This window comes from Haloarcula sp. HT12, assembly GCF_055271655.1.
The window spans coordinates 337,534-363,705 of record NZ_JBUXKW010000005.1 but is presented as its reverse complement, the minus strand read 5'-3'; the positions used below and the strand labels follow the sequence as shown (position 1 = coordinate 363,705).

The window sequence follows — 26,172 nt, the reverse complement described above, 5'->3', positions numbered from 1 at the left end:
ATCCGTCACGTCGTGGCAGACACGCTTCCGAACCTACCGGTGAACAAGTACCGATGTGGCAGTCGAGATCCAGTCTTCGGGCCCTCAGGTCTCGTCCCGGAGCGGCACGTCTAACCAGGGGCAGAGCGGTGACCGACGATGGAACCGCTCGACTGCATCGAACGATTCTTTCGTCTCTTCGATCGCCTTTCGCATACTGGCGTAGTCGGTCATACCACTCCGTCTGTCGCCCCACCGTTTGATTATGTGCTTATTTACTGCCGCTGTCCGGACAGTAGACGCCTACTTCTATCGGCCGTTTATCAGTGGTCTCTCCCGACCGAGACAGCCCTCGACACTGACACAGCTTCTCACCCGTTTCTCGCCTGTGGACGGTCCAATACGGAACGAGCGCTTGGGGGGCTCTCGCCGTAGTAGCAGGTGACTACTGCTTTCGCTCTTTCATCGTGCTGTCTGTCGCTACTAAGGGGCGGTTAGTACCTAACCGGAGACGTAGATGTGGACGCGAATGCGAAGACGAGAAGGTGAACCGCAACGAGGCCGAAAAGTAGTCCCGTTCTGGCCGCCGGCGGACTCACGACAGCGACTGCACCGACCGCGACCGTCAGGACACTCACGACGGGTCCGGCTCGAATCGTCTCATTCGACCGGTCCTCGGTTGTGCTGGCCGCTTCGAACTGCTGTCTGATAGCGTCGAATCCGGGGCCCTGCTCGACCCGCTTGCGGTCGCGGTCGTACTCCACCAGCCCAACGGCGTCGAGCTTGGGGAGGTGTGTCTGACAGAGTGAGACGTACACGCTGTCGTAGATCTCGTCGCTATCGGTCTCCTCGTCGGCGACCGCACGTGCCACCTGTCTGCCAAGGGTACTGACAGACAGACCTGTCTCGTGTTCGGCGAGACAGTGCAGACACGCTCGTCGCCGCTCGTTGCCGAGTACCTCGAATATCGTCGCGTCATCGAGGCTGTCCTGTTCTCGGGGGACAGTCGTTTCCTCGGCATCGAGGACGGCGTCGAGTCCGACTGTCGGCCGCATGTGGTTCATCGCCCTCCGGAATTGCGGCTGTGTGCACGCATCTGTCCAGTGTGTAGCTTATCCTTGATTGACAGCGGCCCGCAGGCGGTCAGCGAGCGGCTGCGGGGCCGACTGCGAGAGCCGATGGCTCAGCGCCAGCACGAGAAACACCGCGCTCACGACGAACGCGAGTGCGACGCCCGACACTGCGATCCCGCTGAGCGCGAGTCCACCGACCCCGATCAGCGTGGCACACGCTGTTCCGAGATACCGCGTTGACCACTGCTCGTCGGCTGACGCGCGAGCGACTGTCCGGTCCTGGTCTGTGACGGATTCGGTTCCCGGAGGTGACTCCGCAGCCGTCGTCGTCGACAGGAGCGACGGTTCCTCGTCGAGATACCCGTTGAAGGAGTCCGCGAGCGCGGTCGCCTCGACGAGTCCGCGGTCCTGGTTGTAGTTGATGACGCCCGCGTCGTCCATTTTCGGGAGATGGGACTGGTACAGCGCGATGTAGACGCGCTGGCGCTGTTTCGAGCGGAGCGAGTCGACCGTCGTGTCGTGTTCCAGCGCCGCGATATGCTCGGCGATATCGCTCATATCCGCCGGCTCATCGCCGGGATACTCGTGGAGGTACTTGAGGACCAGGCGGCGGCGACGACACTGGAGCACGTGGAAGAGGTCGTCGCGGGTGAGCTCGTCATCCGATTCGGACTCCTCGGACGGCGACTCGTCAGTCGCGGATTCCTCTGCTTCAGTTGTCGTGGGTTCGGAAGCCGTTTCAGCTATCGACATGTTCGCTCCTTCCTTTTCCAGCAACCGACATATACCGGGCCGACTGTTCCGCCGGTTGCGACTGTTTCACCGATTTAACGGGTCGATAATGGCTGACTTACCAGATCAGTATATCGTAAAACGACGCTCAGCGAGCCTGATAACGTAATTCAAGGGATTTCCGACCCGAAAATCATGTTCCACCACTGTTTCACAGAGCATACTGAATTGTTTCATGCCTACGATTGGTACTCGTGTCTACAAAGATACATGTATGTGCGTGGGGAAGAACCCTTTCTCCGGGTTAATTCTACCGTCTGTCGGCGGTAGAGTGCTCAAGGACCGGGAATTATCGATTCGGTGTGACTACTGGCCAATGTTGTGACTGCAGCCACAATCTGCAGTGACAGTGGTGAACTGTCTCGTTCGACGGAACCTCCCCCGCCGCTGAACAGTGATGTCACTATCGATCCGGCGTCCCGAGCCGTGAGCTGACTTATCCGCCAGGCGTCGGCGGCTTGATATCGTCCGCGTGGGGCGAGTTCGCGGCTGCGGGCTTTGCCCGCTCCAGACAGATGAGGTTCTCCCTGCCGAGACGGATCTTCACGACCTCGTCGTCGTCGACCATCTTCGAAAGGAGGCGGCTGACCTTCGCTTTCGACCAGTCCGTCGCCTCGACGATGTCGGTCTGGTGCATGCGGCCGCTCTCGACTCGCAGCATCAGCTTCACCAGCCGTTCGTCGGGTGTGAACTCCCGGTCGGCCTGCTCGAAGGCCTCTGCCGCGGTATCCGCGTCGATTTCTGTACCGTCAGCTCCGGTCCCCTCGTCCGTGGCCTGGATTTCACGGTTGACCTCGATTATCCCCTGATCCAGTTCGAGGCGGCGATAGACGAGCAGTCTGACCGCCGCGGAGAGTTCCGTGACCCAGCCACGCCTGATCGCTACGAACGTCAGTCCGATCCCGATGAGGAACCCGAGAAGCGAACTCGTGACCCAGGCGGGCGTCATCGCACTGTTCGGGTTCGTTCCCCAGGCCACTTCCTGCCGATCAGTCAGGAAGTCACCGTCCGAATCAGCCGCGAGCGGGTCGGTTCCGAGTTCCGAGACTTCCCGCCCGTCGTTGAGGCCGTCACCGTCCGTATCGCTCACGGTCGGGGACGTTCCGTTGTCCAACTCCTCGCGGTCGCTGAGACCATCGCCGTCGGTGTCTGCGACCGTCGGTTCAGTTCCCGCTTCGAGTTCCCTTCCGTCAACCACGCCATCGCCGTCCGTGTCTGCGACCGTCGGATTCGTGTCCAGGGAGATTTCTCTCCCGTCAGCGACACCGTCGTCGTCAGTGTCTTCCTGTACCGGGTCTGTGCCGATTTTTAGCTCCCGACCGTCGACAGCGCCGTCATTGTCAGTGTCCGCGTCCGTCGGGTCTGTCTTGCCCGACACCTCCCGCTGATCGGACAGCCCGTCGCCGTCGGTATCAGCGACAGTCGGGTTCGTTCCGACGGCTATCTCGCGTTCGTCCGACAGTCCATCACCGTCCGTGTCGGCGGTAGTCGGGTCGGTTCCCTCCCTGATCTCGGCTCTGTCGGCGAGGCCGTCTTCGTCAGTGTCCGCAATCGTCGGGTCCGTCCCGTGCTGGTGGAGCTCCGCACCGTCCGACAGCCCGTCGCCATCGGTGTCAGCGTCAGTGAGATCTGTTCCCCGGGCTATCTCGTTGCTGTTGTTGAGCCCGTCATCGTCGACATCCCCGGCGCGCTGAATCGGCTGTAGAGACACCGACTGCCGATCCACCGTGGAGTCGGTGGTCGTGTCGTAAAGAGAGATAGAGAGATCGTCGAGCCCAGCGGATCCGGGGGTTGTGACGGTCGCGGTCCCGTTCGCGTCGACCGGTGTACACGTCGTTGAGCCGTTCGCGTGCGCACAGACCGAGAGATCGTTCTGTGGCGAGCTGACGGTCACCGCGAGTCGATACTCGCTGGCGCGCTCGCCGTCTATTCGCTCCCAGACGAACGCGGTGCCGTTCGGCCCGGTTCCGATAGCCTGTGTGGGTTCAACCGTCTGTATCACTGGATCCGTTTCGTTAGCCGTCGGCGCGTACTCAGTCTGCTGTCCCGCGTCCGTTGCGGCGGCAACACCTACGGAGACAGACGCAACTGTCAAGAGGAGAAGTAAAGCGCATATCCCGCTCACGATTCGGTGTCTCATACAATACGAGTGTCAGAGTAGGGCAATATCCTTTTTGGCACGTAACCTCCCTGTCACGTCGACCCACACTTGAAAACTCAATGACACGGGGTCCGCCCCTGCTGGTTACTCTTCGGAGACGCCGAGTTCCGAGCCGATGACCTGATCCATCCCGCGTCGAATCCGCTGTGACACCGCCGACGGAGAGATGTCGAGTTTGTCCGCCAGTTCTGCCTGCGAGATGCCACGGGGCACGTCGAAGTACCCCGCTCTGTGTGCCGTTTCGAGCGCGATCTGCTGGTCCGCAGTCAGCCCGCAGGCGCCGGCGTTGGCGTCGCCGGTGGTCCAGTACAGTCGGTCAAGCCTGAAGGTTATGTCCCGATCCGAACACGCGGACCGAAACTGCGACAGCGCCGACCGCGACCGGAACTGTGCGTTCACCAGCCACTGGCCCCCCGTGCCCTCCATGTCCAGTACCCGGCCGCCGGCGCGGACCAGTGACGGCGCGACCCGAACCGCGCTGTCTTCGACTTCGACCCGATACACGCGGTTCGTCTCAGTCCAGTCCAATACGACGGGGTTACCCACTGTGCTGTCCTTCCCCAGTTCTGTCTCGAACCGGCTCAGCGTCTCTCCCTCGGCCGCTACGACCAGCAAACTCGACACGTCGTCGGCTACCATCTGCTCCGGACAGACGGTCACGTCCGGGCAACTCTTCAATGCGTCCGTTAGCATAAGTTCCGGATGGCTCAGACACAGGTCGACGCCGAGGCTCTTCTCCCGTGTCACCCCGTCCGTCTCCGAGGGACCTGTTGGCCCGTAGCCAGCGCCATCGACTGGCTGGTCTGCCTCGGTCGTCGACCCCTGGTCGCCGGTGTTGCGCATATGGACTCCAGACGAATCGCGCACAAGGTCATTACTACTATACGGATAGTGCCCGCGAATCGAGAAGCTATACTGATAGCCATTCCTGAGATAGAATGGTTCTCCCGACTGCATTATGCGACAATATTTTCTACTGGCACGTTTAGTTGGCAATCTTTGGAAAGCCTCCGATAGGAGGAGGAAATAAATGTCTTCGAGGGCCCTCCTTTCGGAGTTGTAGGGTTTCGGTTGTCACCGAATTTTTCGACAGGCAAGACGACATAGCCGTCATCGTCAAGGACGGCCACATTAAGACGGCCGTCGTCGTCTCGATAATAGGGTTCGACCCGCACGCCGGTTGGGACGGATCGGAGATGAACTGGCGGCGGAAGCCACATCACATCGCTTCGACGACCATGACGTGGAAGTTGGACTCGCTGAGGTCGCCCGCACCGCCGCCGTGGACGATGCCCTCCCGGTGGGCGACCTGTAGCGTCTCGCGTCCCTCAGCAGTGAGCGAATAGATGGGCTGTGGGTGGTCAGTGTCCTGGACGACCAGCCGATCCGTAGTCAGTTTCGCGAGTTCCTCATCGTCAAGGTGGTGTGTACCGACTGCGGCCTGGTCGTGACTGAGGATGCGCTGGATCGGAGCCCAGGGGTGAAAGCCCGTGGTCCGGACGGTGACAAGAAAACTAGTGAGTGGGCAGTTGAGACAACGAACGACTTCCAAGTGGACAAGGGGCTGCATACGACGTTCTTCCTCGCAACCGACGGGAAGGGCAATTCGCTGAGTGCGGAGCGCATGGACAAGATGGAGCGATTGCGGCAGCGACACAGACGCTTCACGATGCAATCGGATCGACACAAGCGGATGAACGAGGGCTTTCGCGATGTCGGGATGCTCGGCGCCAACCTGGAACTCCCCGAGCACGTCACGACCGATGCGGCGCGGTACTTGGAGGCGGCGAAGGACGAGCGGCTACCGGGCAGACGGATGGCCTGGGAGTCACTGGCGGCCGGTGCAGTGCTGTTAGCCGGGCGTGCAAGCGGTGTAGAACGAACGCCGGCCAGATCGCCCAGTTCGCAAAGAGCAGTCGTGAGAGGGTGTGTGCGGCCGCACGGAAGATCCGGCTGCAGACATCCGTGGACGCGCGGGTGGTTCCTGACCGAGCAGTCGACCAGGTCGTGACGGCCCTCGACGAGGCTGGCATCGACGTGGAAACAGGGATCGAGCTGGTTCGAGTCGGCGAGCGGTTGCTTGACGTGGCCGATACGGTCCCCATCGGGGCGGGCACGGCGCGGATGACTGTCGCTGGGGCGGCCGTCTACGCGGCTGACCGGCTCACACCAGGAAAAGCGTACACCCAGGCCGACGTGGTCAGGGCGGTTAGTGAGACCGTGCCGACCTCGAAACACAGAATCAAGCGCTACTCCGGAGAGGTCTACGAGGCAGGCGAAACCCACCTCGGACCAACTGACGCAGTCGCTGGGTTGGTCGCGGACGACTAGCGGGCTCTCCCCCCCGCTGTTTGCAACCACAGCCCCGCAACCCCGTCTCCCCTCCCACCGCTCCGTGCTCGCGACGCTGCGCGCGCAGCCACGACCGAATTTGATTGGAACAGGAGGGGGATTTGAGAGGGAGTACGCCGAGCCAGATTGGCCCGATAGCACTTTCATTCGCTGTTTCAAATCTATTAGAAGGGGTTAATACAAATAGAATTTTATAGAAATATATGGCTGCTACAGACACAACACCCAATATCGACGAACTCCAGCACGATATTCACGGAGAACGCGTCGCCGATGAACACCAGTGTGACTACTATCACCTACCTCGGCGTGAACGCCGGGTTTGTCGGTGAACTCCCGGTCTGTCCACTATACTGTGGAAGGCGAGTACTCGCCGTTCCCGTTCACTGTTTCCGACTTCAGGGCAAGGTGATAGGTTGCCCCTCCAGAACCAGACTTGCGCCGATTCTGGATGAATTTGTGTGCGATGTTTCGCGCCGCGTTGTAGTCGCTGTGTAGCTCTTTACTGCACTTCTGGCACACGAACACGTCACCGTCACGGTTGTCCTCATGCGTGAAGCCACACCCTGTTTCGGAACACCGTTGACTGGTGTAGACTGGATGGACTGTCTCAACAGAAATCCCTCGTTGTTTTGCCTTGTACGTGACTTGGCGTTTCAACTCGTTAAACGCCCACTGCTGGAACTTTGAAGCATCAGAGATTCGTTCACGGATGTTCTCCAAGTCCTCGAAGACGATAGTCGTACAATCCTGAGAAACGGCTTCCGTGACTATTTCCTTCGACGATTGGTGCAAGAAGTCCTCTGACCAGTTAGCGAAGGTGTCACCGATAGACTGGATGGTGAGGTGTGCGCTTCGTGTTCCCTGTTGTTGGAGACGTGCGCGGCGGCGTTCGTATTCGCGGCGTTTGTGATTCAGCAGATCGGCGTTTCCGATGAACGCGCCTGTGCTGGTGACTGCAAGATACCCGTCCACGTTCCGGTCTACGCCAAGAACTGTTTGGTTCTTGGAGCTTACGCGATTCCCGCCCGCCGTGAACGGCGGGACTCCCTAGCTGAATTAGGTGGGGCCGTTGTCGGGATCAACGGACCAGTTCAGTACGAAGTGCTCCGACTGACAGACATGCAATCTATCGAGCAGTTACCGAACGTTCCATCCGGCTGGGTTCCCGATGCGCTTCGCTGTGCGGCGTGTGAGTGTGACGAACTAGAACCAACCACGGACGGTGTCGACGAAGTACTCATCGAGGTCCGACTCGCGGACTCCGCAGACGTACTCAGTATCGACGCGTCGTCAATAACGGTTGTCGATTTCTCATCCGGTGGGGAAGGATACTACCCGCCGCTGGTGAATATGCAACTTCTCATGCGGTTTCGCGATCTGGGACTGACGCGGTGGATGCGTATCCAGCAGCTGCTTGAACTTGATGATGGCACGGGCGACGTTGGAGAGGCCCTTCGAACCTGTGTAAAGCACTCGCTAGAGGTGCCGCCGAGTCTCTCGGAGTCTGGGCAGATTTGACTATTGACTGGGCTACAATCGGTTGCGGGCAATGAACGAGAGTTCAGACAGCGTGTCGTTAGTTCCCGCTGAGTGGGAGGGACACACCGTGGTAAAATGGATCAGCGAAGCGGACTTGGATGAGTATTCGGAGTGCAGTAACTGCTACTGGCCTGTATACCAATAGGTGAAGATGTTCTCACTGACTGACGACAACCCCGATGACGTGAACGGGGGAGAACGCATCCTGACGGGACTGTCGCCATGTGTTCTGTCTGCGATAGACCGTGACGCGTAGCCGTCTGGGTGGGCCTCTAAGCTCCACTATGGCGTGGCGGAGCCGGATCCGCCCCGGACGTTTGATGCTGGGTCAAGCGCCGGTTCGGAAGTCGTGGGCGGGTAGAGGAGACAGAGTTTGTTTCGTCTGTCTTGGCGGTCGCTCAGACAGTGCGAATCCCACACAGTTCTTTTGTACGGTCACTGTCACAATCGAGTAGTGTGAAAGAACGAACCCGGGAATGAGAGAGGGCGTTTCGTCTGTCTTCACACTGTTGTCTCACGGGTCGCGCTCTGCTTCGATCTCGGCTCTGATGTCAAGGACGATTTCGGGATCAAGATCGAGACCGTACTCGTAGTACCGGCCGCCGCTCTCGCCACGATTCCGATCGGTCCGGTGGAGGAACCCGAGCATATGGAGATCCGAGAGGTGGTTCTGAATACTCTTGAGCGTCGTAAGCGGGTCCACAGCGTGTGAGTCCGCGACGCGTTCGTATCGAGTCTTAATTGTCTTCGAACGGGCCAGCGTCTCCTGCTGCTGCTCGAGATACGCGAGCGTTTCGAGAAGGAGTTGTGCGTGCTGGGTCTGATCGCGGATCCGATTCCGCAACCGACCGCGTTGAACGAGTTCCTGTGCTTCAATGATGTGGGAATCGTCGACGCTATCAGCGTCCTGCTTTTTCGCTACCTCGCCACCGACCCTGAGGAGATCTATCGCTTGACGGGCATTTCCCCGGTCTTTCGCTGCGATCGCTGCTGCCCTCGCGACTGCCGAGTCATTACAGACGCCGTCGACAAACGCGCGATCGGCGCGGTCGGCGAGTATTGTCCGGAGTTCGCTGGCGTCGTAGGGGCTGAACGAGATCTCGGCTTCCATCAGGGTATCCTTGACCTTTGGCGAGAGGCCCTGTCGAAACCTGTAGTTGTTGCTGATCCCGATAACACCGATCTTCGAGTCCGTAATGTGACCGATGGAGCGGGCCCGCGGGAGTTCGTACAGGAGCGTGTCGGCATCCCCGAGGTGATCGATCTCATCGAACACGACAAGATGGGTCCCCCCTCGCCGGTCAAGTTGCGCGTACAGTTCCTCGAACGCATCGGCCGTACTGAGTCCACGTTTTGGGAAATCGCTCGAGGTTTCCGGGAGCAGTTCGTTGACGAGCGTTCGGACGACCGAGTAGACCGTCTTTCCGTTACAGTTCAGTTCATGGACGAACAGGTCGTCAGCATCGGGGCGCTCTGTGGCTTCATTTTGAAGCGCCTCCATCATGTATATCGTCACCGCAGTTTTGCCGAGTCCGGCCCTCCCGTACAACATGATGTTCTGTGGCGTCCGGCCGAAGAGGACGTCCTCAAGCGCGTGGCGATACTCGTCGATTTCCTCGTCTCGCTCAAGAATCTCATCAGGTTGGTAGTCTTCGGAGAGGACCTCCTTGGCGGCGAAGATAGAACGTTCGACATCGCTAAACGGCCCGGGCATGAGTCTATTCATAATGAGATGTCGCTTGGATATAAAATCTGCTTTTGTCTGTCTCGTTTGTCTTGGTCTATTACCTGCCATTAGTCTCCCCTCAGCCATCGAACTGCTGCCCATAGTCGGACGTCAAGAGACAAACGAAATCTACTCTCTGAAGGAAAGGCTGAGTGTCCGCCGTGGAATACCCAGCGTCACAGTCAAAGACAGACGAAACGTACTCTCTCCCATTCCGAAAGGGGTCCTCTACAGGCGGAGCAGGTCGATTACCTCAAGGTAATCCGAAGAACGGAATCCCTCTTGATGATTAGACACAGAGAGCATGTTGAAGCACGTGACTCCAAGACGATTTATGATGATCAGCACGCTATGACGGAGTCCACAGGAAACTGGCTGTGGACTTACTCCGAGAGCCATACCGGAAGAGTCTAGACAGACGAAACGTACTCTCTCCCACCTTGGATCAGATCGTATCATCAATGTCTTCGTCGATAGATTCAGATGTTCGGTGACCGCCTTTGACAGGGATACAGTTGTCCCCCCTCGGGACAAAAGAACTGACTCGGCGACCGCATCGATAACCGACTGAAGGGGCGCATAAATGTCGAGTTTGTGGAGAACTTGCACAGCAGTGGACTGGAGACGCTCTTGACGAGTTGTACCGACAGTTCGACCAGATCAGTGAGAGTCACATCGTCGTGTTCGATGAGATCGACCACCTGGAGGAGGCGAACACACTCCTGTACGAACTGCCTCGTGCACGAGCGAACGTTCACGTCTCGGACGCGAAGGTCGGGGTGATCGGAATCAGCAACGATTACACCTTTCGGCGGACGCTATCGCCGAAGGTCAAGGATACGTTGATGGAAACCGAGATTTCCTTCAGCCCGTACGATGCTGGGGAACTGCGGACGATCTTAGAGCACCGAGCGGAACGTGCCTTCGTGGACGAGGCATGTGACCCATCGGCGATCGCAAATGCGGCCGCGCTGGCCGCACAAGATATGGGGAATGCACAGCAGGCGCTCGATCTGCTCCGTGTCGGAGCGGAGCTAGCCGAACGGAACGGCGAGACTCCTGTCACGGACGATCATATTGAGGCCGCACGGGAGCAAGTACAGCGCGGTCGGCTGGAGAACAAGATCCGAGACCAGACCGAGCACGCACAGGATATCCTGGAGGCAATCGCGAACCTACAGACACAGAATGAGGTCCCCGCACGGTCAAAAGAGATCCAACAAACGTACGAACAAGTCGCCGACTCACACGCCGCCTCGCTGCTGTCTACCCTGAAGAGCATTCAGGATCACCTCTCAGACCTCCACATGCTTGGGTTTCTCCGACGCTACGAGCAGAACAAAGGACTGAGTGGCGGACAGTACTACGAGTATGAACTTGATCTTGACCCGGAAATCGTCTTGGAGACTCGGACAAACATCGCCAGACATAACGAGTGAAAGCACACGAAACGTACTCTCTATCTCATCGAACTGCTCCCAAGTGGATACAAGTCGAAAGGCACACGAAATCCACTCTCTTTCTGGGCGAGTTCATTGGAGTCGGCAGCATAGAGACTATTCCGACAGAGCATCGAAATATTCGTCCTTCGCGAGAAGGGCAGGATTCTCCCGCTGAATCAAAATAGCACAACGAAACACCAAACCACACCAAAAAATGCTTACAGCATGGCAGATAGACGGTCGTCGCCCCTCCTGACGACGAAGGGAACCTATTCGGCCTCGTTAATATCATCGATACACTGGTTGTCCTGCTCGTCATTTCGGTCATCGTAGCAGGCGCCACACTTATCTTCCAGCCAGGGCCGAACCCAAGTCACCAGATCTGACCGCATCCAATGTCACCCTCAACCTCGGACACAGCCGTCATATATCGTCTCAGCGACCTCTGAAGGCGACACGTACAGCCCATACATCAGCTCAGAATCACCATCACAGATGTCTATCCAACGCCACAGGACAAGCAGATGCGTGTCATCCTGCGTGCCACACTCCAGGTGACTCCCGACGGTGACAGCCTCATTTACGCGAATGCACCCCTCGCCTCGGTCTGTCACTGATGATTGCGACGAGTCGATACGAGGTGAGCGGCCAGATACGTGCTGTGGGTAGTGACAACAGCCTTACTCAAGAGGACACGACTGTGGTACTCAGAGACACCATGACCACCGCCGATGCTCAAGACGTCACTCCCGGTGATGAGATCCGAGTCGCTGGACGCACTGTCGAGACTATTGAAGACGTGGCTGCGTAGGCAACTGAAGACTTAACTCAGCAGACCGTCTTCGTCGAAGCCGAGCTCGACACCTATCGCCAGCAGTCCGACCGTCGGTTTGGCGACACGCAAGTCCGTCGCGGCTAAACGGTTACGCTCCCAGGCGAGGACTACACGTTCGATGGTCGCATCGAACAGGTCGGTAGCAGCCTTCAGCCAACGACTACCGACGTTCTCCTTGAGACAACCATTGATGCTGAAACAGCCGATCGTCTCGCCGCCGGCGACGTCACTACCGTTGCCGGCTACGAGGCAGCCCAAGTGAAAACTGTCACCACGTACGCGACACAGAACCCCGATCGCAAACGTGCACCCGTCGGTCTCTCGCTGGTAACCCTGGAAAACGGTGGCCGTCAGCAGTTCGGCAGCGCTACTGTCCAGCCGTGGGAACAATATCACCACCTTGACTGACAGCTACGAACTCTGGGGCAGCATCGAACGCGTCAGAACACTCGAACCGTGCGGGGTGATCACCAACCGGACCGTGACCTTGCGAATAGACCAACCGGGTTGTTGGGACCGCTATTCTCGCTCGTTTCGGGAGCGGAAGGTAACAACAGCATAGCCAGTTAGCAGCGCAAACGACGGACCGAGTGGGGCTCTGAATCGCCAGCCAGTACTAACGAGCGTAATAGCCACGACACCGGTTACGACAACGATCGGAGTAAGCAAGAGGATAAGCACATGTACGTCGCCCAGCTGCCAGCCACGGACCGTGCCGATTCCACTCCCGATCAAAAGGGGTCCAAGAACGACGATATTCACGATATTCCAGAATGGACTCACGAACGCGTCAATAAGAGGGATGAAAAACACCAGAGTGCGCAGGATCATCATGATAACGACGTGGTCGAGATTCGCAAGTACGAAGCCAATAAGTCCATCAGCGGGACGAGCCGTGTAGTTGTATTCAGCTAAGAAAAACTCAGTTTGGCCCTTAAATAGAATCCAGCCACCTCGGAATCCCTGCTCAACCTGCGTTAATTTAGTGGGGGCACTTGAAGTACCGAGTACCACAATCGGCAGAAGAACGACACCGGCGACGGCGATCCAACGGGGAATCAGGCCGATCCGGTATTTATTTCCTCGCGGAAACAGGTCGAAAAGTAACCATCCGAACACGATTGGCATGCCGAACGGGCGAGTTATCACCAGCCATCCGAGGCTTCCTATCGCGAGCGCTCTTGTCGCTCCCGATGGGTCCTCCCAGTGGCGGGTGATCGCCCACAGGCAGAGGACGAAAACAAAAATGAACATCGTCTCAGATAGTAAGAACACCGTGTACCGGACGACATCGAAGAGGAGCGCAAATGATAGTCCCGCTATCAGTCCGGCCATCGGATTCACGAGGCGTCGACCGATAAAGTAAATAAGGGCCGCTGTGCCTGCTGACAACACAATTTGGACGAGGACCCAGGCGAGCCCAGAGCCGCCAGTTACTCTCTGAACGATGCAGAATGGAATCGTGAATCCGAGGTACTGAAGCCCCTTGATCGCGGATAGAGAGCCGATCGGATCAGTAACGAGTAGTTCACAACTCCGCTTAAATGCAGGCGTATCCGTAGCTACACGAACGCCATCCCAGATTTGCAGTGCTCGTATGAAATAGAGGAGCCGAAAGACGAGCGCAATCGAAAATATCAAAACGGCTGCATACAGTCGGTTTTCCTTGATTTGATCGATCCCACGCTTGATTCGCAAATGCATCGTACAAGTTGGTTTTGACGGAATCATAAGTATGTCACGTAATTCAAGAGAACAGACCCCTCATATTTGATTCAGACTACAAAGTGAGCCTCCCAACACTCGCTTGACGACGCGGAACGTGTACTTTTGCTCACGTTCCAGTTGTACCACACTCTCAGAACTACCTGTCGAGTGTCACGCCACCAGCAGGGTGGTCTTTCCGGACAGATTCATACCATTCGATAGTGCGACTGAGACCATCTTCGAAATCAGTCGACGCTTCCCAACCAAAGTATTCCGCGGCACGACGTGTATTTAATTTGCGCCGAGGTTGTCCATCCGGTTTCGATGTATCCCACTCGACGTCAGCGTCGAACTCTGTGAGGCTGGCAATCGTCTCAACCAGATCCCGGATACTGATCTCCATTCCGCTGCCGAGATTGACTGGGTCACTTTGATTATATTCCTCGGTAGCGTCGAGGATGCCACGCGCGGCATCCTTTACGTAGAGAAATTCCCGAGTCGGTTCACCAGTACCCCATGCAGTTATCGAGTCGTCGCCTCGGTCGCGTGCCTCCAGACACTTGCGGATAATAGCTGGGATGACGTGGGCAGAATCTAGGTCGAAATCATCGCGTGGCCCGTACAGATTCACTGGCATCAGGTAGATGCTGTTGAAGTCGTACTGCTTTCGGTAGGCCTTTGATTGTGTGAGCAGCGCTTTCTTCGCGATACCGTAGGGCGCGTTCGTCTCTTCCGGGTAGCCATCGAAGAGGTCGTCCTCTTTGAACGGGACCTCGGTGTGGTTGGGGTACGAACAGATCGTCCCCAGAATAGTGAATTTCTCGACACCGAACTGGCGAGCCAGCTCGATAAGCTCGATACCCATCACGGCGTTATCGTAGAAGTATCGGCCTGGGTTCTTTCGGTTCGCACCAATGCCCCCGACAGTCGCCGCCAGATGGATGACGGTATCAGCGCCAGATTCGACGAACGCCTGCCGAATGGCGGCCCGCTCGCGGAGGTCGTACTCGCTGCTCCGGGGAACGAACACCTCGACATCGTCGGAGCGAGAGCGCAACTCTTCGACCAGATGACTCCCGAGAAAGCCGCTTCCGCCGGTTACCATCACCGTCCGTCCGTCCCAGAATTCGTGACTCATCGCCAATCCACCCGCCCGTACCACGCCGGTTTGTTGTTCGCATACCAGTCAATGGTCTCGCGGATGCCTTCACGCCAGGATACCTGCGGTTCCCAGCCCGTCTCTTCGTTCAGCTTCTCGTACCCGACTAACAGCTCTTCTACGTCGCTATCGCCGGGGCGATACCGGTCATCGTCCTGCACGATATCTGGACGCTCCCAGTAGCCGTGTTCGGCGCCCACGTCGAGGATGGTTTCTGTCCACTCCTGCATCGAGATGTTCTCGCCGTAGCCGTAGACGTACTGCTCACCTGGGTTGCCACCAAGTGCGACGTGAAGGTGGCCACGAACACCGTCACTCACGTAACACATGTCCCGCTTTGGCTGGAGATTTCCAAGTTCGACGATGTCGCGTTCGAGTGCCTGCGTGATGATGGTGCCTGTGATGTAGCGGGGGTTCTGCCTGGGGCCGTAGTTGTTGAACATCCGCGTTGTGACCGTCGGGAGGCCGTACGCATCGTTGTAGTTCATCGTCAGGAAGTCGGCAGCGAGCTTGGTGGTGGCGTAGATACTCGTTGGGTTAACCGGCGAGCGCTCGCTGAGGAGGACGCGACCGTCGTCTTCGTAGTCGTGTTTCTCGACCATCTCCTCTTTCACGTTGCCGTACTCCTCGCTTGTCCCCGCAGTGTCGAACTTCGCGATGTCGAGATCCAAGTCCACGATAGTCTGGAGGAGATTGAGGGTCCCCGTGACGTTCGTATCGACGGTCTCGTAGGGCCGGTCCCAGGACTCGCCGACGTGGGCCTGTGCTGCAAGATGGAAGATCAGCGTTTCGCTGTGGTCGGTAAACGTAGACAGAGCCTGCCGTACAGAGTGGGCATCACGGAGATCACCCCGATGGACCGTTATCGAATCGCGTAAGTGCCGTATATTGTTCAACTCACCGCTTGAGGTTGCGCGAGCGAATACGTGGACGTTTGCCCCGAGATCAACGAGTTTGTCAGCAAGATGTGAGCCAACGAAACCGTCAGCCCCCGTGACGAAGACAGGGCGCTCGGCGAGTCTCGGTTCAAGATTCATACCAGTATCCTTGTCTTGGTAGGCTTAGGATTTTTCTTTCTGTTTTTAATATGGCCGCGGAAAGACGGTGGTGGTTAGTTTAGCACTGACGACCGCACAGAGCCAGAAAGCCCCGGCTAGCTGAACTCGGGGGCCTCGCAACGGTCCTCACTGCGTTGCGGTCCTTGCGTCGTCCGCCATCGTTCAGCTAGCCGCCCCTTTCAATCCCACCCATAGTCGGTTGGGAAAGCTATGCTGGATTGGATTGAAAGGGGCCGCGTTCTCAGCGAACCCCGGCGTCCGCGGCTCTGTCGCGGGCTTGGAAGAGCTGTACTCTCTCGGTGAAGCAAGCACGCGAAGCGCGCACAGCGAGCCGCGGAGGCTTTCTGGCTGTTCATTACTTCTATCCACTAACTAAACACTGCCGCAAAGACAGCTCTGACCGCGAGTACTCAGGGCCAGTTCGAAGAGCTGTCACACTAAACACTCGACATAAATTCCATTCTCGTCCACATCGAAGCACCCTCTCTGTTGTTGAACTGGGTACGTGGACAACCCACCGCGACCGAACTGGAGAAATATCTTCCAGTGGAATGTCAGGCGGACGACTCATCGCTAGTGAGTGCAGATTTGGTAGTGAACGAAGGACAGGAGGGGGGAGCCGTCAGCTATACAGTCAGCAGCTTGCTGAAGGTATTTTACGGTGTGAGCCGAAATGAAAGGACACTCGTGATCTTTCATTTGGGTGAAACTCAATTAACGGATCGGACGTCAAGCCCAGAACGTCTGGGTATCTCGTGAGTAGAGAGCAGATGCGGCGACGAGGACAAAGACGAACAGAAACATCAGACGAGGTACGCGAGCGTGGGCACCACCGATACCAGCTGCGAGCATACCGACCAGCCAGCCAGCGCCAGCGATGGGTACAGTCAGAGAATGGTCCGTGATACGAACGACAAACGCACGGACAACTAGTAAATAGAATCCGATCGCGAGTACGAATCCGATTGCTCCGAGATCGACTAGCAATTGTGAGTACAACACGTCGAGATAGCCGACCCGGGGGTTTTCCGGCGAGGCAAACCAACCGTAGCCGAATATCGGTTGCTGGATCCACAGATCAATCGCCTCTTGTGTGAGGCGGAATCGGCTCTCTAGCCCGCCAAAGAACACCGGGTTGAGCATGAGCTCGCCGTTAATGAGATTAACCGGTAAGTATCGATAAAGAAGCCAAGGTCTCGTCGCTAACAGGAGGGTGAAGACAATCGAGACGGCCCCAATTATTCCAGGGACGAACACACGGATGGGTAATTGCCTCCGTAGTAACAGAAGACCTATGCTGCCACCGACCACCAATGTGATCATGCCTGACCGCGAGCCTGCGGTAAGGACACCGATCAGACACAGCAACCCGGCGAGAGAACTGATCCAGGCACGGCGAGGGCGGTCCTGAAGCCAAAGGGCGCCGTTTAACAGACCGAGTAATGCGGTGAGAGACAGAAAGACAGCCATGGTGTTTGGATTCCGCCAGAGTACCGTCGATTGTGTGAACGTGGACGTAGCAGTGAGGTTCTGTACTGTGGCAATAACAGCGATCAGGGCCCCGCCACCGAGAAGTAATTTAAGTGCCTGGTCCCAGTTGATATCCGCGGCGAAAGACTGTGTGAGAACGAGGAACACGGAAATTTCGATCCACTTCAGGGCCCAGAGAACATTAATCAGAACGGACACGGGTTCGCGGACGGAAGCGATAGCAACCGTGAGTAGAATCCAGAAGCCGAGCAGACAGAACCCTGCAGTGACCTTCGGGACCGTCAACTTGACTCGCCAATCGTTGGCCCAGATTCGCTGACAGACAAACAATCCCCCAATAGCCAACACGACAAAGTCTGAGGCGTTTATTGAAGCGTACTTGGAGCCAACACCCGGAAGCGGGAGTTGAAGCGAAAAGAGTACGCTGACCAGAAACAGCATAAACAACAGATTCGCCCAGCGAGTGCCACTCATTAGCGTATGTACCGGAGTGCTTCTGGCCGACCGTTGAGAACGTGATAGGCCCCTTGAACACCCATCGCGATAGCGGCCAAGAGCCTATCCGGGAGAGCCCGTTCAACCAGAGAAAGGTCATACCTAGATTGTAATTCCCGTATCTCCGCCTTACGTTCCGGTGGTGGGTCTCCCGTCGTCTTTGCGGCCTCGTGTAGGCGTCTCGCGCCGATGAACGCCTGGACCTGGACCATCTCAAGGTTCGCATTTAGCAGTTGCCAGAGAAAATCCGTGTCCATCACGTAATCAAGACTCTCGTCGACACCGCCTAGCGAACGCACAGTGTCTCGCCTGATCGCCATGCTGTGATTGCCGGTGAACTGATAGTAGTGTTTGTGGACGAACCGGGAGGGTGGCGTGCTGTACTTCCGGCCGATCTCGTTACCGTCCGCGTCGACAAAGAGGTAGTCGCCGTATACGACGTCGGCACGCTGTCGATGTTCGATAGCTTCGGCCAAAGTTTCGATGGCGCCGGGTAACAGGTAATCGTCGGAGTTCACCCAGCAGATCCACTCCCCGGACGCCATTTCGATGCCCTTGTTGATAGCATCGGATTGGCCGTCGTCCAGTTCGGATACCCACCGGAGGTTATACTGATCCTCGTAGGCCTCCAGAAGGTCAACCGTCCCATCGGTCGAACCACCGTCGACAACGACGTGTTCGATCTCGGCTCCCGACTGAGTCTTTACGGACTGAAGATTGTCCTCAAGGAATTCCGCCTGCTCGAAGGAGGGCGTCACCACGCTCACCGAGACCTCGGGCATAGGCGGGCATTGGTCGATAGAATATAAATACCGTTTGGTACGCTATCGGATACCGGCGGTCGCTAGGCGTTGCCTTCGAAATAGGGGGACAGACGGCACTGCGAGAGCACTCGATCGTGCTCAGGGCCCGTGTTGATTCGCACGGGGAGACTCCTCTGACTCGAGTGGATCCCGGGCGACAGCCGCGTAAACGAAGTTTCGGACCCGATTGGGTACGAACCGCAGTGAGACACGACTGAGAATATTGAACAGGAACACTGGGGCCGAAATGAATCCGCGCTCGTAAAACTCCACCTGCCGGCGGACCTCGGCGCGGGCATACTCGATACCGCCGCGGCGGTCAGCCAGTTCCTCACCCGCCCGGACCAGTACGAGCGTCTTGGATACATTCGCGAACCGTGCGCCGTCACACAACAGACGCACCCACAGGTCGTAGTCCTCAATCCGCGAGACCGGCCGATAGTTGCCTGCAGCGAGGATAGCCGACCGGCGGAATATGACGGTCCCGTGGTTCATCGGGTTCCGAAACCGAGCCATCCGCTCGATATCGTCATGGCTCTGCGGGACTTTCCGTCGCCGTATTGGTTCGTTGGGATTGTCGTTGAACTCGTCGATGTATCCGCCGAGGACATCGATTTCGGGATGGGTTTCGAGATATTGGCACTGGGTCTCGAAGCGTGTCTCGACATTGATATCGTCGGCGTCGAGCCGAGCAACCAGTGGGGTGGTACACTCTCGAACACCGACCCGGAGTGCGTTTCCAAGCCCTTTATTTTTCGGAATCGCGTGCCTGCGGAGCCGGTCCGGATACTGACGTTGCCACTTTGCGAGTGTCCGCTCGAGGGATTGCGTTAGCGGTCCATCCTCGACGACGAGAAGTTCGTCGGGCTTGCGAGTTTGATGAAAACAACTCTCGATGGCCGTATCTAGATGCGCTGGCTCATCTCCCTGATAGGTAGGCAACAGGACGGTGAACGGCGTCGACACATTCGTACCTCTCGATTTCGATAATTAAGAGTATCGCTGTACACTCCAACTTCCTCTTCACGAGCTAAACAGGTTGGGAATGTCCCCGCGGTCGTGTTTAGTTTGGAGCATTGTGCCAGCGAGCGAAACTCTGTAACCAATTTTCGGCTGTTTCCGGTTTGACGTGACTGAAGCAGTTCGAAAACGACGAGGTTCGGCGCTTCAGTTCTCGAAAAATCCGTTCGATGGCGTTCCGATTTCCGTGGCGACGCATCTGAAATCGGAGGCCAACTCGTTGCAGTGCAGTTTGGAGGTGTTGAGCACCATCGACAAGAAACTCGGAGGTTTCGACATCGTGTTTTTGCCGCAGTTCGCGCAGGAAAATTTCCGTGAGAGCGGTCGTGGTCGTTGAAAACAACCGGACGTGAAGCAGTTCGTTAGTTTGGGGATCAGCGGCGGCGTACAGCCAGAATTGCTGGTCGTTGATCCGAATCACGGTTTCGTCGAGCGCGATCTGATTCGGAGCTTTTCCCGACTCGGGCTGTAGATCGGCTTTCTGCACCCAATCGTGGATGGCTTTTCGACTGCGTTGGACACCCAAACAATCGAGTAATTCGACGGTATTCGACAGCGACAACCCTGCAACGTGCGATTGAATACCCAACGCCATCGCCTGCTCGGGTGTCCGCTCACGCTCCACAAAATCCAAATCAATCCAGTCTCTATTCCCGCTGAGGCGGCTGATTTCTGGCATAGGCACCAAGAAATCCGTCCGCCTCACTTTTCACGCTTAACTAAACACGACCGTCCCCGCACTACAACAGGTGATGGAAGCCGTTTTTGTGGTCCGCGGCACAACTCCGTGCAGATGGCTTCCGTTCAAGTCCTGTTTCATCGGTCGCATCTCAATCCCCGGATAGAGCTGTTTTCGGAGGCGCTGACCGCTGAGGGGCATGACGTGGCGGCACTGTGCTGGGATAGGGGCGGTAGTTCCAACGCCGCCGGTGAGACGGTTCCCGTGACTCGAATCTCAGGACCGAGCGTCGGCGTGTCGATGCTCAATACACTGTTTCTCCCGCTGGTCTATCTCAGATTTCTCCGCGCGCTTCGACGCGAGGAGACCGACCTATTTCTCTGTGCGCACGTTTCGTTGCTTCCATTCGCCGTCTTTCTCGGCGCTATCTCCAAGACTGCTGTCGTCTACGACGTCGTCGACCCACGCGTCGAGGACTATGCGGAACGGGACTCGCCGCTTGCCCCGCTGTTTTCGTGGAGCGTCAAGACCCTCGAACGTGCATGTCTCCATGCCGTCCAGGGTATTACTGTCATCGATACTGCCGATGACGTTGTGAAGACACGATACGAAGGGTTCACTCAGAACATATCGGTCATCTATAACCTCCCCAATCTGAAGCCCCGACCCGATCGTGATGACACACACGAGACAGTAGTCTATGTTGGGGTCCTCGACGACCGAAAGGGTGTGACGGCCCTCCTTGAGGCGTTTGCGCTCTCCCACCGGGATCGCCCGGAGACGCAACTCTTGTTTGTCGGCGATTCGGTCGACGACACTGCAAACCGATTGCGGACTCGGGCCGAGGAACTCGGCGTTCGCGACGCCGTCGAGTTCGCTGGTCGGGTAGACTATGCGGAGGTCCACGGTATTCTCAGTCAGGGTGACATAGCTGCCGCACCCTATCAGCCGGTCCCGATGAATCGAATTGTTCGGTGGAATGCTCGCAAGATCCCCGATTATATGAACGCTGCACTCCCCGTTGTCATGCCCGATTTTGGTGGCTTCCCGGAAATCGCCACGGCGACAGAGTGTGGCGTTACTGTCGACACGACCGACATCGAGGCGCTCGGAGACACGATCGGTGACCTCCTCGACAATCCCGATAAGGCCCGTACACTCGGTTCGAACGGCCGCCGCGCCGTCGAAGAACGGTACAACTGGGAGACCGAACAATCGAAGGTCGTCGACGTTGTTGAGACAGCGCTTGCCGAAGGAGTACCGGGAGAACGCCATGATGGATGAGGCTGGTGAGATCGCTGAGGAGGTTCGCGTCCTAAACACGAACTTTTCTTCGTTCAGAGTGGCTCAACTGCTACCGTCGACTCATCAAGACAAAACAAGCGACTAAGATCAGGCTATATAGCAATGATTTGGAAGGTACAGAGTATGGAGATAATCACATCAACGGCCAGACGTTGCCTTCATAACACTCGAATATTACGATATGTTTATGGGAAAAGTTCGAATGGGCCCACCAAGAGAACTAATGAGAAATTTGAGTGAAGAATTCAATATTGACTACTTTATTGAAACAGGAACATTCTATGGAAGCACGGCCAGCTGGGCAAGTAATGAATTTAAGAATATTAAAACAATAGAATTGAGTGACAAACTCTACAATGATGCACTGAGCGAATACGGACATGTGCAAAATATTGAGTTTATAAAAGGAAAGTCACAAGAAGAGCTGGGAAATATAATACAAAAATTGGATTCTCCTGCCATATTTTGGTTGGATGCACACTATTCTGGTGAGGGAACCGCTGGCAAAGATTACGAGTGTCCTCTGTTAAAGGAACTAGAAGCAATTGGCAAATCTAGTGTGGAAAATTATATATTTATTGATGATGCTCGGTTATTTTGCTCACCGCCTCCCAGACCCCATTCCGCTGAAGATTGGCCTACCATCTCCGATATAATATTGAAAATGAAGAGTGAATTGAATGATGATTACTATATTACTATTACTGAAGATGTGATTGTAGCGGTACCCCCCTCTGCTAAAAATATAGTAAGAAACTATGCTCAAGATGTTGCTACTAAAAGATGGAACGAATCGAACATTGAGAAAGGGACGAGGTTGATAATTCAAGATCTATTTGATTATTTAAATACAGAAAGTAACAGACAAGCTCTAAAAAAAGTAGGACTATATTCTGTAGCCCGTAAAATATACAACAGATTTTCTACAGGGTAACTGAGATCGCTCAATTTGCCTGATATCCGGAATGGTTTGACGAGATATACCGTATGTAGAAATATCTCTTGCATATGGGTAATGGCTAACAAGATAACACAGACGGTGTGACAGAACCAATTCCCTCAAGCACGGACCTAACTCTGCGTATCTCCCAACCCTGTTAATTCGATGGATTTTCTATATCACTCATGGGTAAGCAATTGTTTGTGGCGTCATAGGACGGTTTCAAGAATAGGTTTGAGTGTTTTCTCACTGGATTTTCGGCGGGCACGTTGTCGAAGATGAAACGCTCTAGAGTAGGGTATGAGTCGGCCTTTGGAGACGCCTCATTGTTTCGCGAGCCCCTGTTACGCCAACTAACCTATCGGAGCAGGTCCGCGGCGCCACGTTCCAAGACGAACGTCTTGAGTGGAATCGTGCTTCCTGGATCGGCCCATTCGCGTCGCCCTTGCCCGCTGCGACTTTCAGCTATTGATACGATCTGTCGAGAATCATCTACCTAAGATAGTTCTTTATGTTCATATAGACGTAGGTCGGACCACTGAGTTGTCCTCCTCTTCGGACGAATCCGATTGAAGGGACAGAATACCCTTCATTAATTGATTGTCACTTTTGAACTAATATTAGACCGCTTCAGAAGGGCATATCGTCTTCCATGGAAAGTGTCATCCTTTGTCGTCCCTCGTCACGAGCGTAACACTTCTAGGTTAACGTCGTTGCTGTTGGTTTTGACGTATGCAGATATCGTTCGATGAACTTGTTCAGGAGTCGTACCACTTCTGAAACCCGGAGTCGATTCAAATCGCACTCTGTCAGCATTTGCGGGTCAACAGCAGGCATGATCCCGGTGTGTTTTTCAACCAACATAATTTAGATTAATGACTTATATAATCCGATCAGCTCTTGATTCAGGACTTTCATTGAATAGTTTTCTTCGACATATCTTCTACCATTTTTCGCCAGTTTAATCGCAAGATCCGGTGAGTCAATAATCGCTGACAGATGATCTGACATAGAGTCTATATCTCTCTTGGGGCCTAGTAAAGCGGACCTGTTCTCATCTACTGCTTCTGGTATCCCCCCAACATCTGTAGCAACGATAGGTAATTCCATCGCTTGTGCCTCTAACAGTACCATTCCGAACCCTTCGGCACGACTTGGATGAAAGAAAATATCGGCATTTTCCATCTCTTTGATTACTCCTTCATGCCTCCGTGGACCACATAGAGTCACAGTATCTGTGATATTCAGACGTTCTATTTCTTCCTCCAGTTGGTTTTCCAATTTGCCACCACCTACAATTCGATACTCAATTCGAATGTCTTTATAATCTGATAGTATTCTATTGACCGCTTCTAATCCATCAAAGTGTCCTTTTTCTTCAGTTAATCTACCTACTGATAATATTGTGATATTCTCTGGGTTATCGCTAATATTTTGATTCGCTGGAGTGAATTTTTGAGTGTCAATCCCGTGATAGTGTATTTTTACTTTTTCCCTATTCGCCCCCAACCTAATCAAGTCATTTCTGACGGATTTTGAATTTGCTAAAAGTAGATCTGATTGTTGAAACAAACTCTGGTAAACATCATTGTCAACGTTCTTTGCATGGCGCACTCCTACACCGTGAAATGAAGCTACTAGTGGGGAAGTTATCACTCCACTTTGCTTTAGATCAGCACAGTATTCACTAATTGAACCAAAGTGGCTGTGTATAATATCTGAGTCTCTTTCTAGAAATGGTTTTGAACGTGATAATAATCGAACACCATTCTTGGGTGACTTCCACTCGTTTTGAATGAGTGATTTCAATCTTATCGGATAATGGTGGGTAACAATAGCGGCTTGTATTGCCGCATTGTAGATCTCTCCAATTGGTCGGGAAGGAATATTGTGGTAATATATATCGTCTTTTAAACTATACTCTTGGATGATTGATTGTTCCTTATTTTCTCCACCAGGGTGATCTGCGATAATTGATACTTCATGTCCTGAATCTATGACACCTCTAATTTGATTCAGTATAAAGGTCTCTGTCAATTTCGGAAAATTCCTGACAACAAATTCTACCTTCATGGTGTTCAGTTCATGATCTCAGATTGGTTACTGACAATGTAGCCTTGATTAGTCATATAATATCAGATAAAATGCTGTGCAATTTCATAAGTATTGGTCTCTTTTCCCAAACTGTAGCCCTTTTTTCAAAATATTTCTTAGAATACTCAATGTCTGGCATGACATGATTATGGCTCTGCAGTGGGAACTCAATCTCATACCTGTCTATCTCTGAAAACGGGGATGATTCGTCTGTAGTGTGAGTTCCTTCTCGATTAAAACCAATATTGCTCACTAAATTTCTTGCAGGAACGATGTGGTATGATGATTGAATAGCTCCCAAGAATCCCCACTGATAATGCCACGTCTCAATCTCGCCTTTATATGTCATTTCATATAACCGCTTTGCTTGAGAAGATATACGCTCATCAACATAGTAATTATTAAGTTCATCGCGAATTTCCCTGTGCTTCCAAAGACTCATCTGAGGATCGTATTTTTCCCACATATCTTTCCATGTTGCCCAACCCCAACTGCTTCCAATAGTGGAAAAATGATAATCCTGGACATCATTCTTCCATGATTCCAAATAGTTGGTTCCCACAATGTCTAATACTCTTTCATCACCTCTATACTCAGATAGCAATGCCTGGCAAAAATAGAAAAATGATTCAGAGGGAACAATATCATCCTCTAAAATAATTGCCTCTTCTTCCCGGCTAAATACAGTATTTAAACCAGATATCAGTCTTTTTTGTAGTCCCAAGTTCTTATCTGCATAATCTCTCCTGACTTCCGCAGGCCAATCGATCCCTTCTGTAATTTCCCTTGTTTCGATACATTTCCGTATATCTTTTTCATCGCTGGTTACCGGTCCATCTGCAATAATGTACAGTTTCGATGGTTCTACATCCTTTATTTTCTCAAATGTCTCTTTTGTCTCATTTGGACGATTATATATGAACAGTACAACTGGTGTTTTAATAGCGTCCGGTTTATTTAATGTACTCGTATAATTCATAGCTGTTCCAAACTGCATTAATATTTTAACAAATTTATCAATCTATACTATTGTTTTGGTATCCTTTGATATAGTCTTAATTCATTATTTAAGCCTCAATGTTATACACTTTCTCCTTCTTATAGGAATTAGCAGACTAAATCATATTCTAAGGATATGTAGAGAATATCATGACGAAGGTAGTAAGTTGGATAGAGTCAATGAGGGGCATTTGCGTCAGCAAAGGCGTACGGAGACAGATGCAAAGGCCGTCCCTCATGAGCGATCTGGCATATCGAAAGGGAAATCACCGTCCGGGATTGAGAAGTTCCTCAATTTCCCGAATAACCAGTGTATGATTGGCTCACCACCGTCACCAAGCTCAATTTCACCGGGCGCGGCGACCTCCTCCACCCGGTCCACCGCCATGTCTCATCAAGGATCAGTGGACAGAGATGGCGACGCTAGTGACGCTGCCGACGGAGACGGGCAAACAGAGCATTATGGGCGACCAGAACACGCAAGTAATCTAATTAAGACTACTACACTAACCCTATACGC

24 protein-coding genes and 2 pseudogenes are annotated in these 26,172 nt (G+C 54.4%); 8 read left to right on the top strand and 18 right to left on the bottom strand.

Annotated features, from left to right (window positions below):
* Positions 1-84: 84 nt before the first annotated feature.
* The 6 genes from ACY9XZ_RS18265 to ACY9XZ_RS18240 form a co-directional block, all read right to left on the bottom strand.
* A complete protein-coding gene (locus ACY9XZ_RS18265; RefSeq protein ID WP_463458428.1) occupies positions 85-213 on the bottom strand; it encodes a hypothetical protein in 129 nt (42 codons plus the stop codon).
* A gap of 260 nt (positions 214-473) precedes the next feature.
* Positions 474-1,034 carry a DUF7344 domain-containing protein gene (locus ACY9XZ_RS18260; RefSeq protein WP_463458427.1) on the bottom strand — a complete coding sequence of 187 codons (561 nt, stop codon included), beginning with the start codon at positions 1,032-1,034 and terminating at the stop codon, positions 474-476.
* A 57-nt stretch (positions 1,035-1,091) separates the two neighbouring features.
* On the bottom strand, positions 1,092-1,805 hold the full coding sequence (locus ACY9XZ_RS18255) for a DUF7344 domain-containing protein (RefSeq protein ID WP_463458426.1): 714 nt from the start codon (positions 1,803-1,805) through the stop codon (positions 1,092-1,094).
* 475 nt (positions 1,806-2,280) lie between these two features.
* Positions 2,281-3,984, bottom strand: a complete 1,704-nt coding sequence (locus ACY9XZ_RS18250; protein ID WP_463458425.1) for a helix-turn-helix transcriptional regulator — start codon at positions 3,982-3,984, stop codon at positions 2,281-2,283.
* Between the two features lie 105 nt (positions 3,985-4,089).
* Positions 4,090-4,848, bottom strand: coding sequence for a helix-turn-helix domain-containing protein (locus tag ACY9XZ_RS18245; protein ID WP_463458424.1), 759 nt, complete (start codon positions 4,846-4,848; stop codon positions 4,090-4,092).
* 376 nt (positions 4,849-5,224) lie between these two features.
* Positions 5,225-5,575, bottom strand: a complete 351-nt coding sequence (locus tag ACY9XZ_RS18240; protein WP_463458423.1) for an RIO2 family protein — start codon at positions 5,573-5,575, stop codon at positions 5,225-5,227.
* Between the two features lie 54 nt (positions 5,576-5,629).
* Here ACY9XZ_RS18240 and ACY9XZ_RS18235 point away from each other — a divergent pair, with 54 nt between their 5' ends.
* Positions 5,630-6,016 (top strand): hypothetical protein, encoded by a 387-nt coding sequence (locus ACY9XZ_RS18235; protein WP_463458652.1) that lies wholly within the window; start codon positions 5,630-5,632, stop codon positions 6,014-6,016.
* Positions 5,983-6,336, top strand: coding sequence for a hypothetical protein (locus ACY9XZ_RS18230; protein WP_463458422.1), 354 nt, complete (start codon positions 5,983-5,985; stop codon positions 6,334-6,336). The genes ACY9XZ_RS18235 and ACY9XZ_RS18230 overlap by 34 nt, the downstream gene beginning before the upstream one ends.
* A gap of 369 nt (positions 6,337-6,705) precedes the next feature.
* Here the strand turns inward: ACY9XZ_RS18230 and ACY9XZ_RS18225 are convergent.
* Positions 6,706-7,368, bottom strand: a pseudogene (locus tag ACY9XZ_RS18225) (RNA-guided endonuclease InsQ/TnpB family protein); the annotation flags it as partial.
* Positions 7,369-7,479: 111 nt separating this feature from the next.
* Between ACY9XZ_RS18225 and ACY9XZ_RS18220 the strand changes: the two are divergent.
* Positions 7,480-7,878 (top strand): hypothetical protein, encoded by a 399-nt coding sequence (locus ACY9XZ_RS18220; RefSeq protein ID WP_463458421.1) that lies wholly within the window; start codon positions 7,480-7,482, stop codon positions 7,876-7,878.
* A gap of 535 nt (positions 7,879-8,413) precedes the next feature.
* Here ACY9XZ_RS18220 and ACY9XZ_RS18215 read toward each other — a convergent pair.
* Positions 8,414-9,613 carry an orc1/cdc6 family replication initiation protein gene (locus ACY9XZ_RS18215; RefSeq protein WP_463458651.1) on the bottom strand — a complete coding sequence of 400 codons (1,200 nt, stop codon included), beginning with the start codon at positions 9,611-9,613 and terminating at the stop codon, positions 8,414-8,416.
* Between the two features lie 629 nt (positions 9,614-10,242).
* Between ACY9XZ_RS18215 and ACY9XZ_RS18210 the strand changes: the two are divergent.
* The 3 genes and pseudogenes from ACY9XZ_RS18210 to ACY9XZ_RS18200 all read left to right on the top strand — a co-directional run.
* Positions 10,243-11,064 (top strand): annotated as a pseudogene (locus ACY9XZ_RS18210) (cell division control protein Cdc6); the annotation flags it as partial.
* Between the two features lie 290 nt (positions 11,065-11,354).
* Complete coding sequence (locus ACY9XZ_RS18205) at positions 11,355-11,453, top strand: hypothetical protein (protein ID WP_463458650.1); 99 nt, start codon at positions 11,355-11,357, stop codon at positions 11,451-11,453.
* Between the two features lie 230 nt (positions 11,454-11,683).
* Complete coding sequence (locus ACY9XZ_RS18200; RefSeq protein WP_463458420.1) at positions 11,684-11,878, top strand: hypothetical protein; 195 nt, start codon at positions 11,684-11,686, stop codon at positions 11,876-11,878.
* 12 nt (positions 11,879-11,890) lie between these two features.
* On the opposite strand, the gene ACY9XZ_RS18195 is transcribed toward ACY9XZ_RS18200, so the two are convergent.
* From ACY9XZ_RS18195 to ACY9XZ_RS18160, 8 genes are all read right to left on the bottom strand, one after another.
* Positions 11,891-12,160 (bottom strand): hypothetical protein, encoded by a 270-nt coding sequence (locus ACY9XZ_RS18195; RefSeq protein WP_463458419.1) that lies wholly within the window; start codon positions 12,158-12,160, stop codon positions 11,891-11,893.
* Positions 12,161-12,421: 261 nt separating this feature from the next.
* A complete protein-coding gene (locus tag ACY9XZ_RS18190; RefSeq protein ID WP_463458418.1) occupies positions 12,422-13,606 on the bottom strand; it encodes an ArnT family glycosyltransferase in 1,185 nt (394 codons plus the stop codon).
* A 160-nt stretch (positions 13,607-13,766) separates the two neighbouring features.
* Positions 13,767-14,747 carry a GDP-L-fucose synthase family protein gene (locus ACY9XZ_RS18185; protein WP_463458417.1) on the bottom strand — a complete coding sequence of 327 codons (981 nt, stop codon included), beginning with the start codon at positions 14,745-14,747 and terminating at the stop codon, positions 13,767-13,769.
* On the bottom strand, positions 14,744-15,805 hold the full coding sequence (locus ACY9XZ_RS18180) for a GDP-mannose 4,6-dehydratase (protein WP_463458416.1): 1,062 nt from the start codon (positions 15,803-15,805) through the stop codon (positions 14,744-14,746). The genes ACY9XZ_RS18185 and ACY9XZ_RS18180 overlap by 4 nt, the downstream gene beginning before the upstream one ends.
* 750 nt (positions 15,806-16,555) lie before the next feature.
* Complete coding sequence (locus tag ACY9XZ_RS18175; protein WP_463458415.1) at positions 16,556-17,791, bottom strand: O-antigen ligase family protein; 1,236 nt, start codon at positions 17,789-17,791, stop codon at positions 16,556-16,558.
* Positions 17,791-18,594 carry a glycosyltransferase family 2 protein gene (locus ACY9XZ_RS18170; protein WP_463458414.1) on the bottom strand — a complete coding sequence of 268 codons (804 nt, stop codon included), beginning with the start codon at positions 18,592-18,594 and terminating at the stop codon, positions 17,791-17,793. Before ACY9XZ_RS18170 ends, ACY9XZ_RS18175 begins: the two co-directional genes overlap by 1 nt.
* A gap of 120 nt (positions 18,595-18,714) precedes the next feature.
* Entirely contained in the window at positions 18,715-19,581 is an 867-nt protein-coding gene (locus tag ACY9XZ_RS18165; RefSeq protein ID WP_463458413.1) for a glycosyltransferase, read from the bottom strand.
* A gap of 97 nt (positions 19,582-19,678) precedes the next feature.
* The gene (locus ACY9XZ_RS18160) at positions 19,679-20,314 is read right to left on the bottom strand and encodes an IS6 family transposase (RefSeq protein WP_463458412.1); all 636 of its coding nucleotides are present in this window, start codon (positions 20,312-20,314) and stop codon (positions 19,679-19,681) included.
* 114 nt (positions 20,315-20,428) lie between these two features.
* Between ACY9XZ_RS18160 and ACY9XZ_RS18155 the strand changes: the two genes are divergently transcribed.
* Positions 20,429-21,598 carry a glycosyltransferase family 4 protein gene (locus ACY9XZ_RS18155; RefSeq protein ID WP_463458411.1) on the top strand — a complete coding sequence of 390 codons (1,170 nt, stop codon included), beginning with the start codon at positions 20,429-20,431 and terminating at the stop codon, positions 21,596-21,598.
* Positions 21,599-21,806: 208 nt separating this feature from the next.
* On the top strand, positions 21,807-22,553 hold the full coding sequence (locus ACY9XZ_RS18150; protein ID WP_463458410.1) for a hypothetical protein: 747 nt from the start codon (positions 21,807-21,809) through the stop codon (positions 22,551-22,553).
* Positions 22,554-23,426: 873 nt separating this feature from the next.
* Here ACY9XZ_RS18150 and ACY9XZ_RS18145 read toward each other — a convergent pair.
* A complete protein-coding gene (locus ACY9XZ_RS18145; protein ID WP_463458409.1) occupies positions 23,427-24,632 on the bottom strand; it encodes a glycosyltransferase in 1,206 nt (401 codons plus the stop codon).
* 52 nt (positions 24,633-24,684) lie between these two features.
* Positions 24,685-25,650: a glycosyltransferase family 2 protein gene (locus ACY9XZ_RS18140; protein ID WP_463458408.1), complete on the bottom strand. Its 966-nt coding sequence runs from the start codon at positions 25,648-25,650 to the stop codon at positions 24,685-24,687.
* Positions 25,651-26,172 lie beyond the last annotated feature (522 nt).

Coding starts and splice junctions, on each gene's coding strand:
- ACY9XZ_RS18265 (WP_463458428.1), bottom strand. CDS start 213: ATGACCGACTACGCCAGTATGCGAAAGGCGATCGAAGAGACGAAAGAA.
- ACY9XZ_RS18260 (WP_463458427.1), bottom strand. CDS start 1,034: ATGCGGCCGACAGTCGGACTCGACGCCGTCCTCGATGCCGAGGAAACG.
- ACY9XZ_RS18255 (WP_463458426.1), bottom strand. CDS start 1,805: ATGTCGATAGCTGAAACGGCTTCCGAACCCACGACAACTGAAGCAGAG.
- ACY9XZ_RS18250 (WP_463458425.1), bottom strand. CDS start 3,984: ATGAGACACCGAATCGTGAGCGGGATATGCGCTTTACTTCTCCTCTTG.
- ACY9XZ_RS18245 (WP_463458424.1), bottom strand. CDS start 4,848: ATGCGCAACACCGGCGACCAGGGGTCGACGACCGAGGCAGACCAGCCA.
- ACY9XZ_RS18240 (WP_463458423.1), bottom strand. CDS start 5,575: ATGCAGCCCCTTGTCCACTTGGAAGTCGTTCGTTGTCTCAACTGCCCA.
- ACY9XZ_RS18235 (WP_463458652.1), top strand. CDS start 5,630: ATGGACAAGATGGAGCGATTGCGGCAGCGACACAGACGCTTCACGATG.
- ACY9XZ_RS18220 (WP_463458421.1), top strand. CDS start 7,480: ATGCAATCTATCGAGCAGTTACCGAACGTTCCATCCGGCTGGGTTCCC.
- ACY9XZ_RS18215 (WP_463458651.1), bottom strand. CDS start 9,613: ATGCCCGGGCCGTTTAGCGATGTCGAACGTTCTATCTTCGCCGCCAAG.
- ACY9XZ_RS18200 (WP_463458420.1), top strand. CDS start 11,684: ATGATTGCGACGAGTCGATACGAGGTGAGCGGCCAGATACGTGCTGTG.
- ACY9XZ_RS18190 (WP_463458418.1), bottom strand. CDS start 13,606: ATGCATTTGCGAATCAAGCGTGGGATCGATCAAATCAAGGAAAACCGA.
- ACY9XZ_RS18185 (WP_463458417.1), bottom strand. CDS start 14,747: ATGAGTCACGAATTCTGGGACGGACGGACGGTGATGGTAACCGGCGGA.
- ACY9XZ_RS18180 (WP_463458416.1), bottom strand. CDS start 15,805: ATGAATCTTGAACCGAGACTCGCCGAGCGCCCTGTCTTCGTCACGGGG.
- ACY9XZ_RS18175 (WP_463458415.1), bottom strand. CDS start 17,791: ATGAGTGGCACTCGCTGGGCGAATCTGTTGTTTATGCTGTTTCTGGTC.
- ACY9XZ_RS18170 (WP_463458414.1), bottom strand. CDS start 18,594: ATGCCCGAGGTCTCGGTGAGCGTGGTGACGCCCTCCTTCGAGCAGGCG.
- ACY9XZ_RS18160 (WP_463458412.1), bottom strand. CDS start 20,314: ATGCCAGAAATCAGCCGCCTCAGCGGGAATAGAGACTGGATTGATTTG.
- ACY9XZ_RS18155 (WP_463458411.1), top strand. CDS start 20,429: ATGGCTTCCGTTCAAGTCCTGTTTCATCGGTCGCATCTCAATCCCCGG.
- ACY9XZ_RS18150 (WP_463458410.1), top strand. CDS start 21,807: ATGGGAAAAGTTCGAATGGGCCCACCAAGAGAACTAATGAGAAATTTG.
- ACY9XZ_RS18145 (WP_463458409.1), bottom strand. CDS start 24,632: ATGAAGGTAGAATTTGTTGTCAGGAATTTTCCGAAATTGACAGAGACC.
- ACY9XZ_RS18140 (WP_463458408.1), bottom strand. CDS start 25,650: ATGCAGTTTGGAACAGCTATGAATTATACGAGTACATTAAATAAACCG.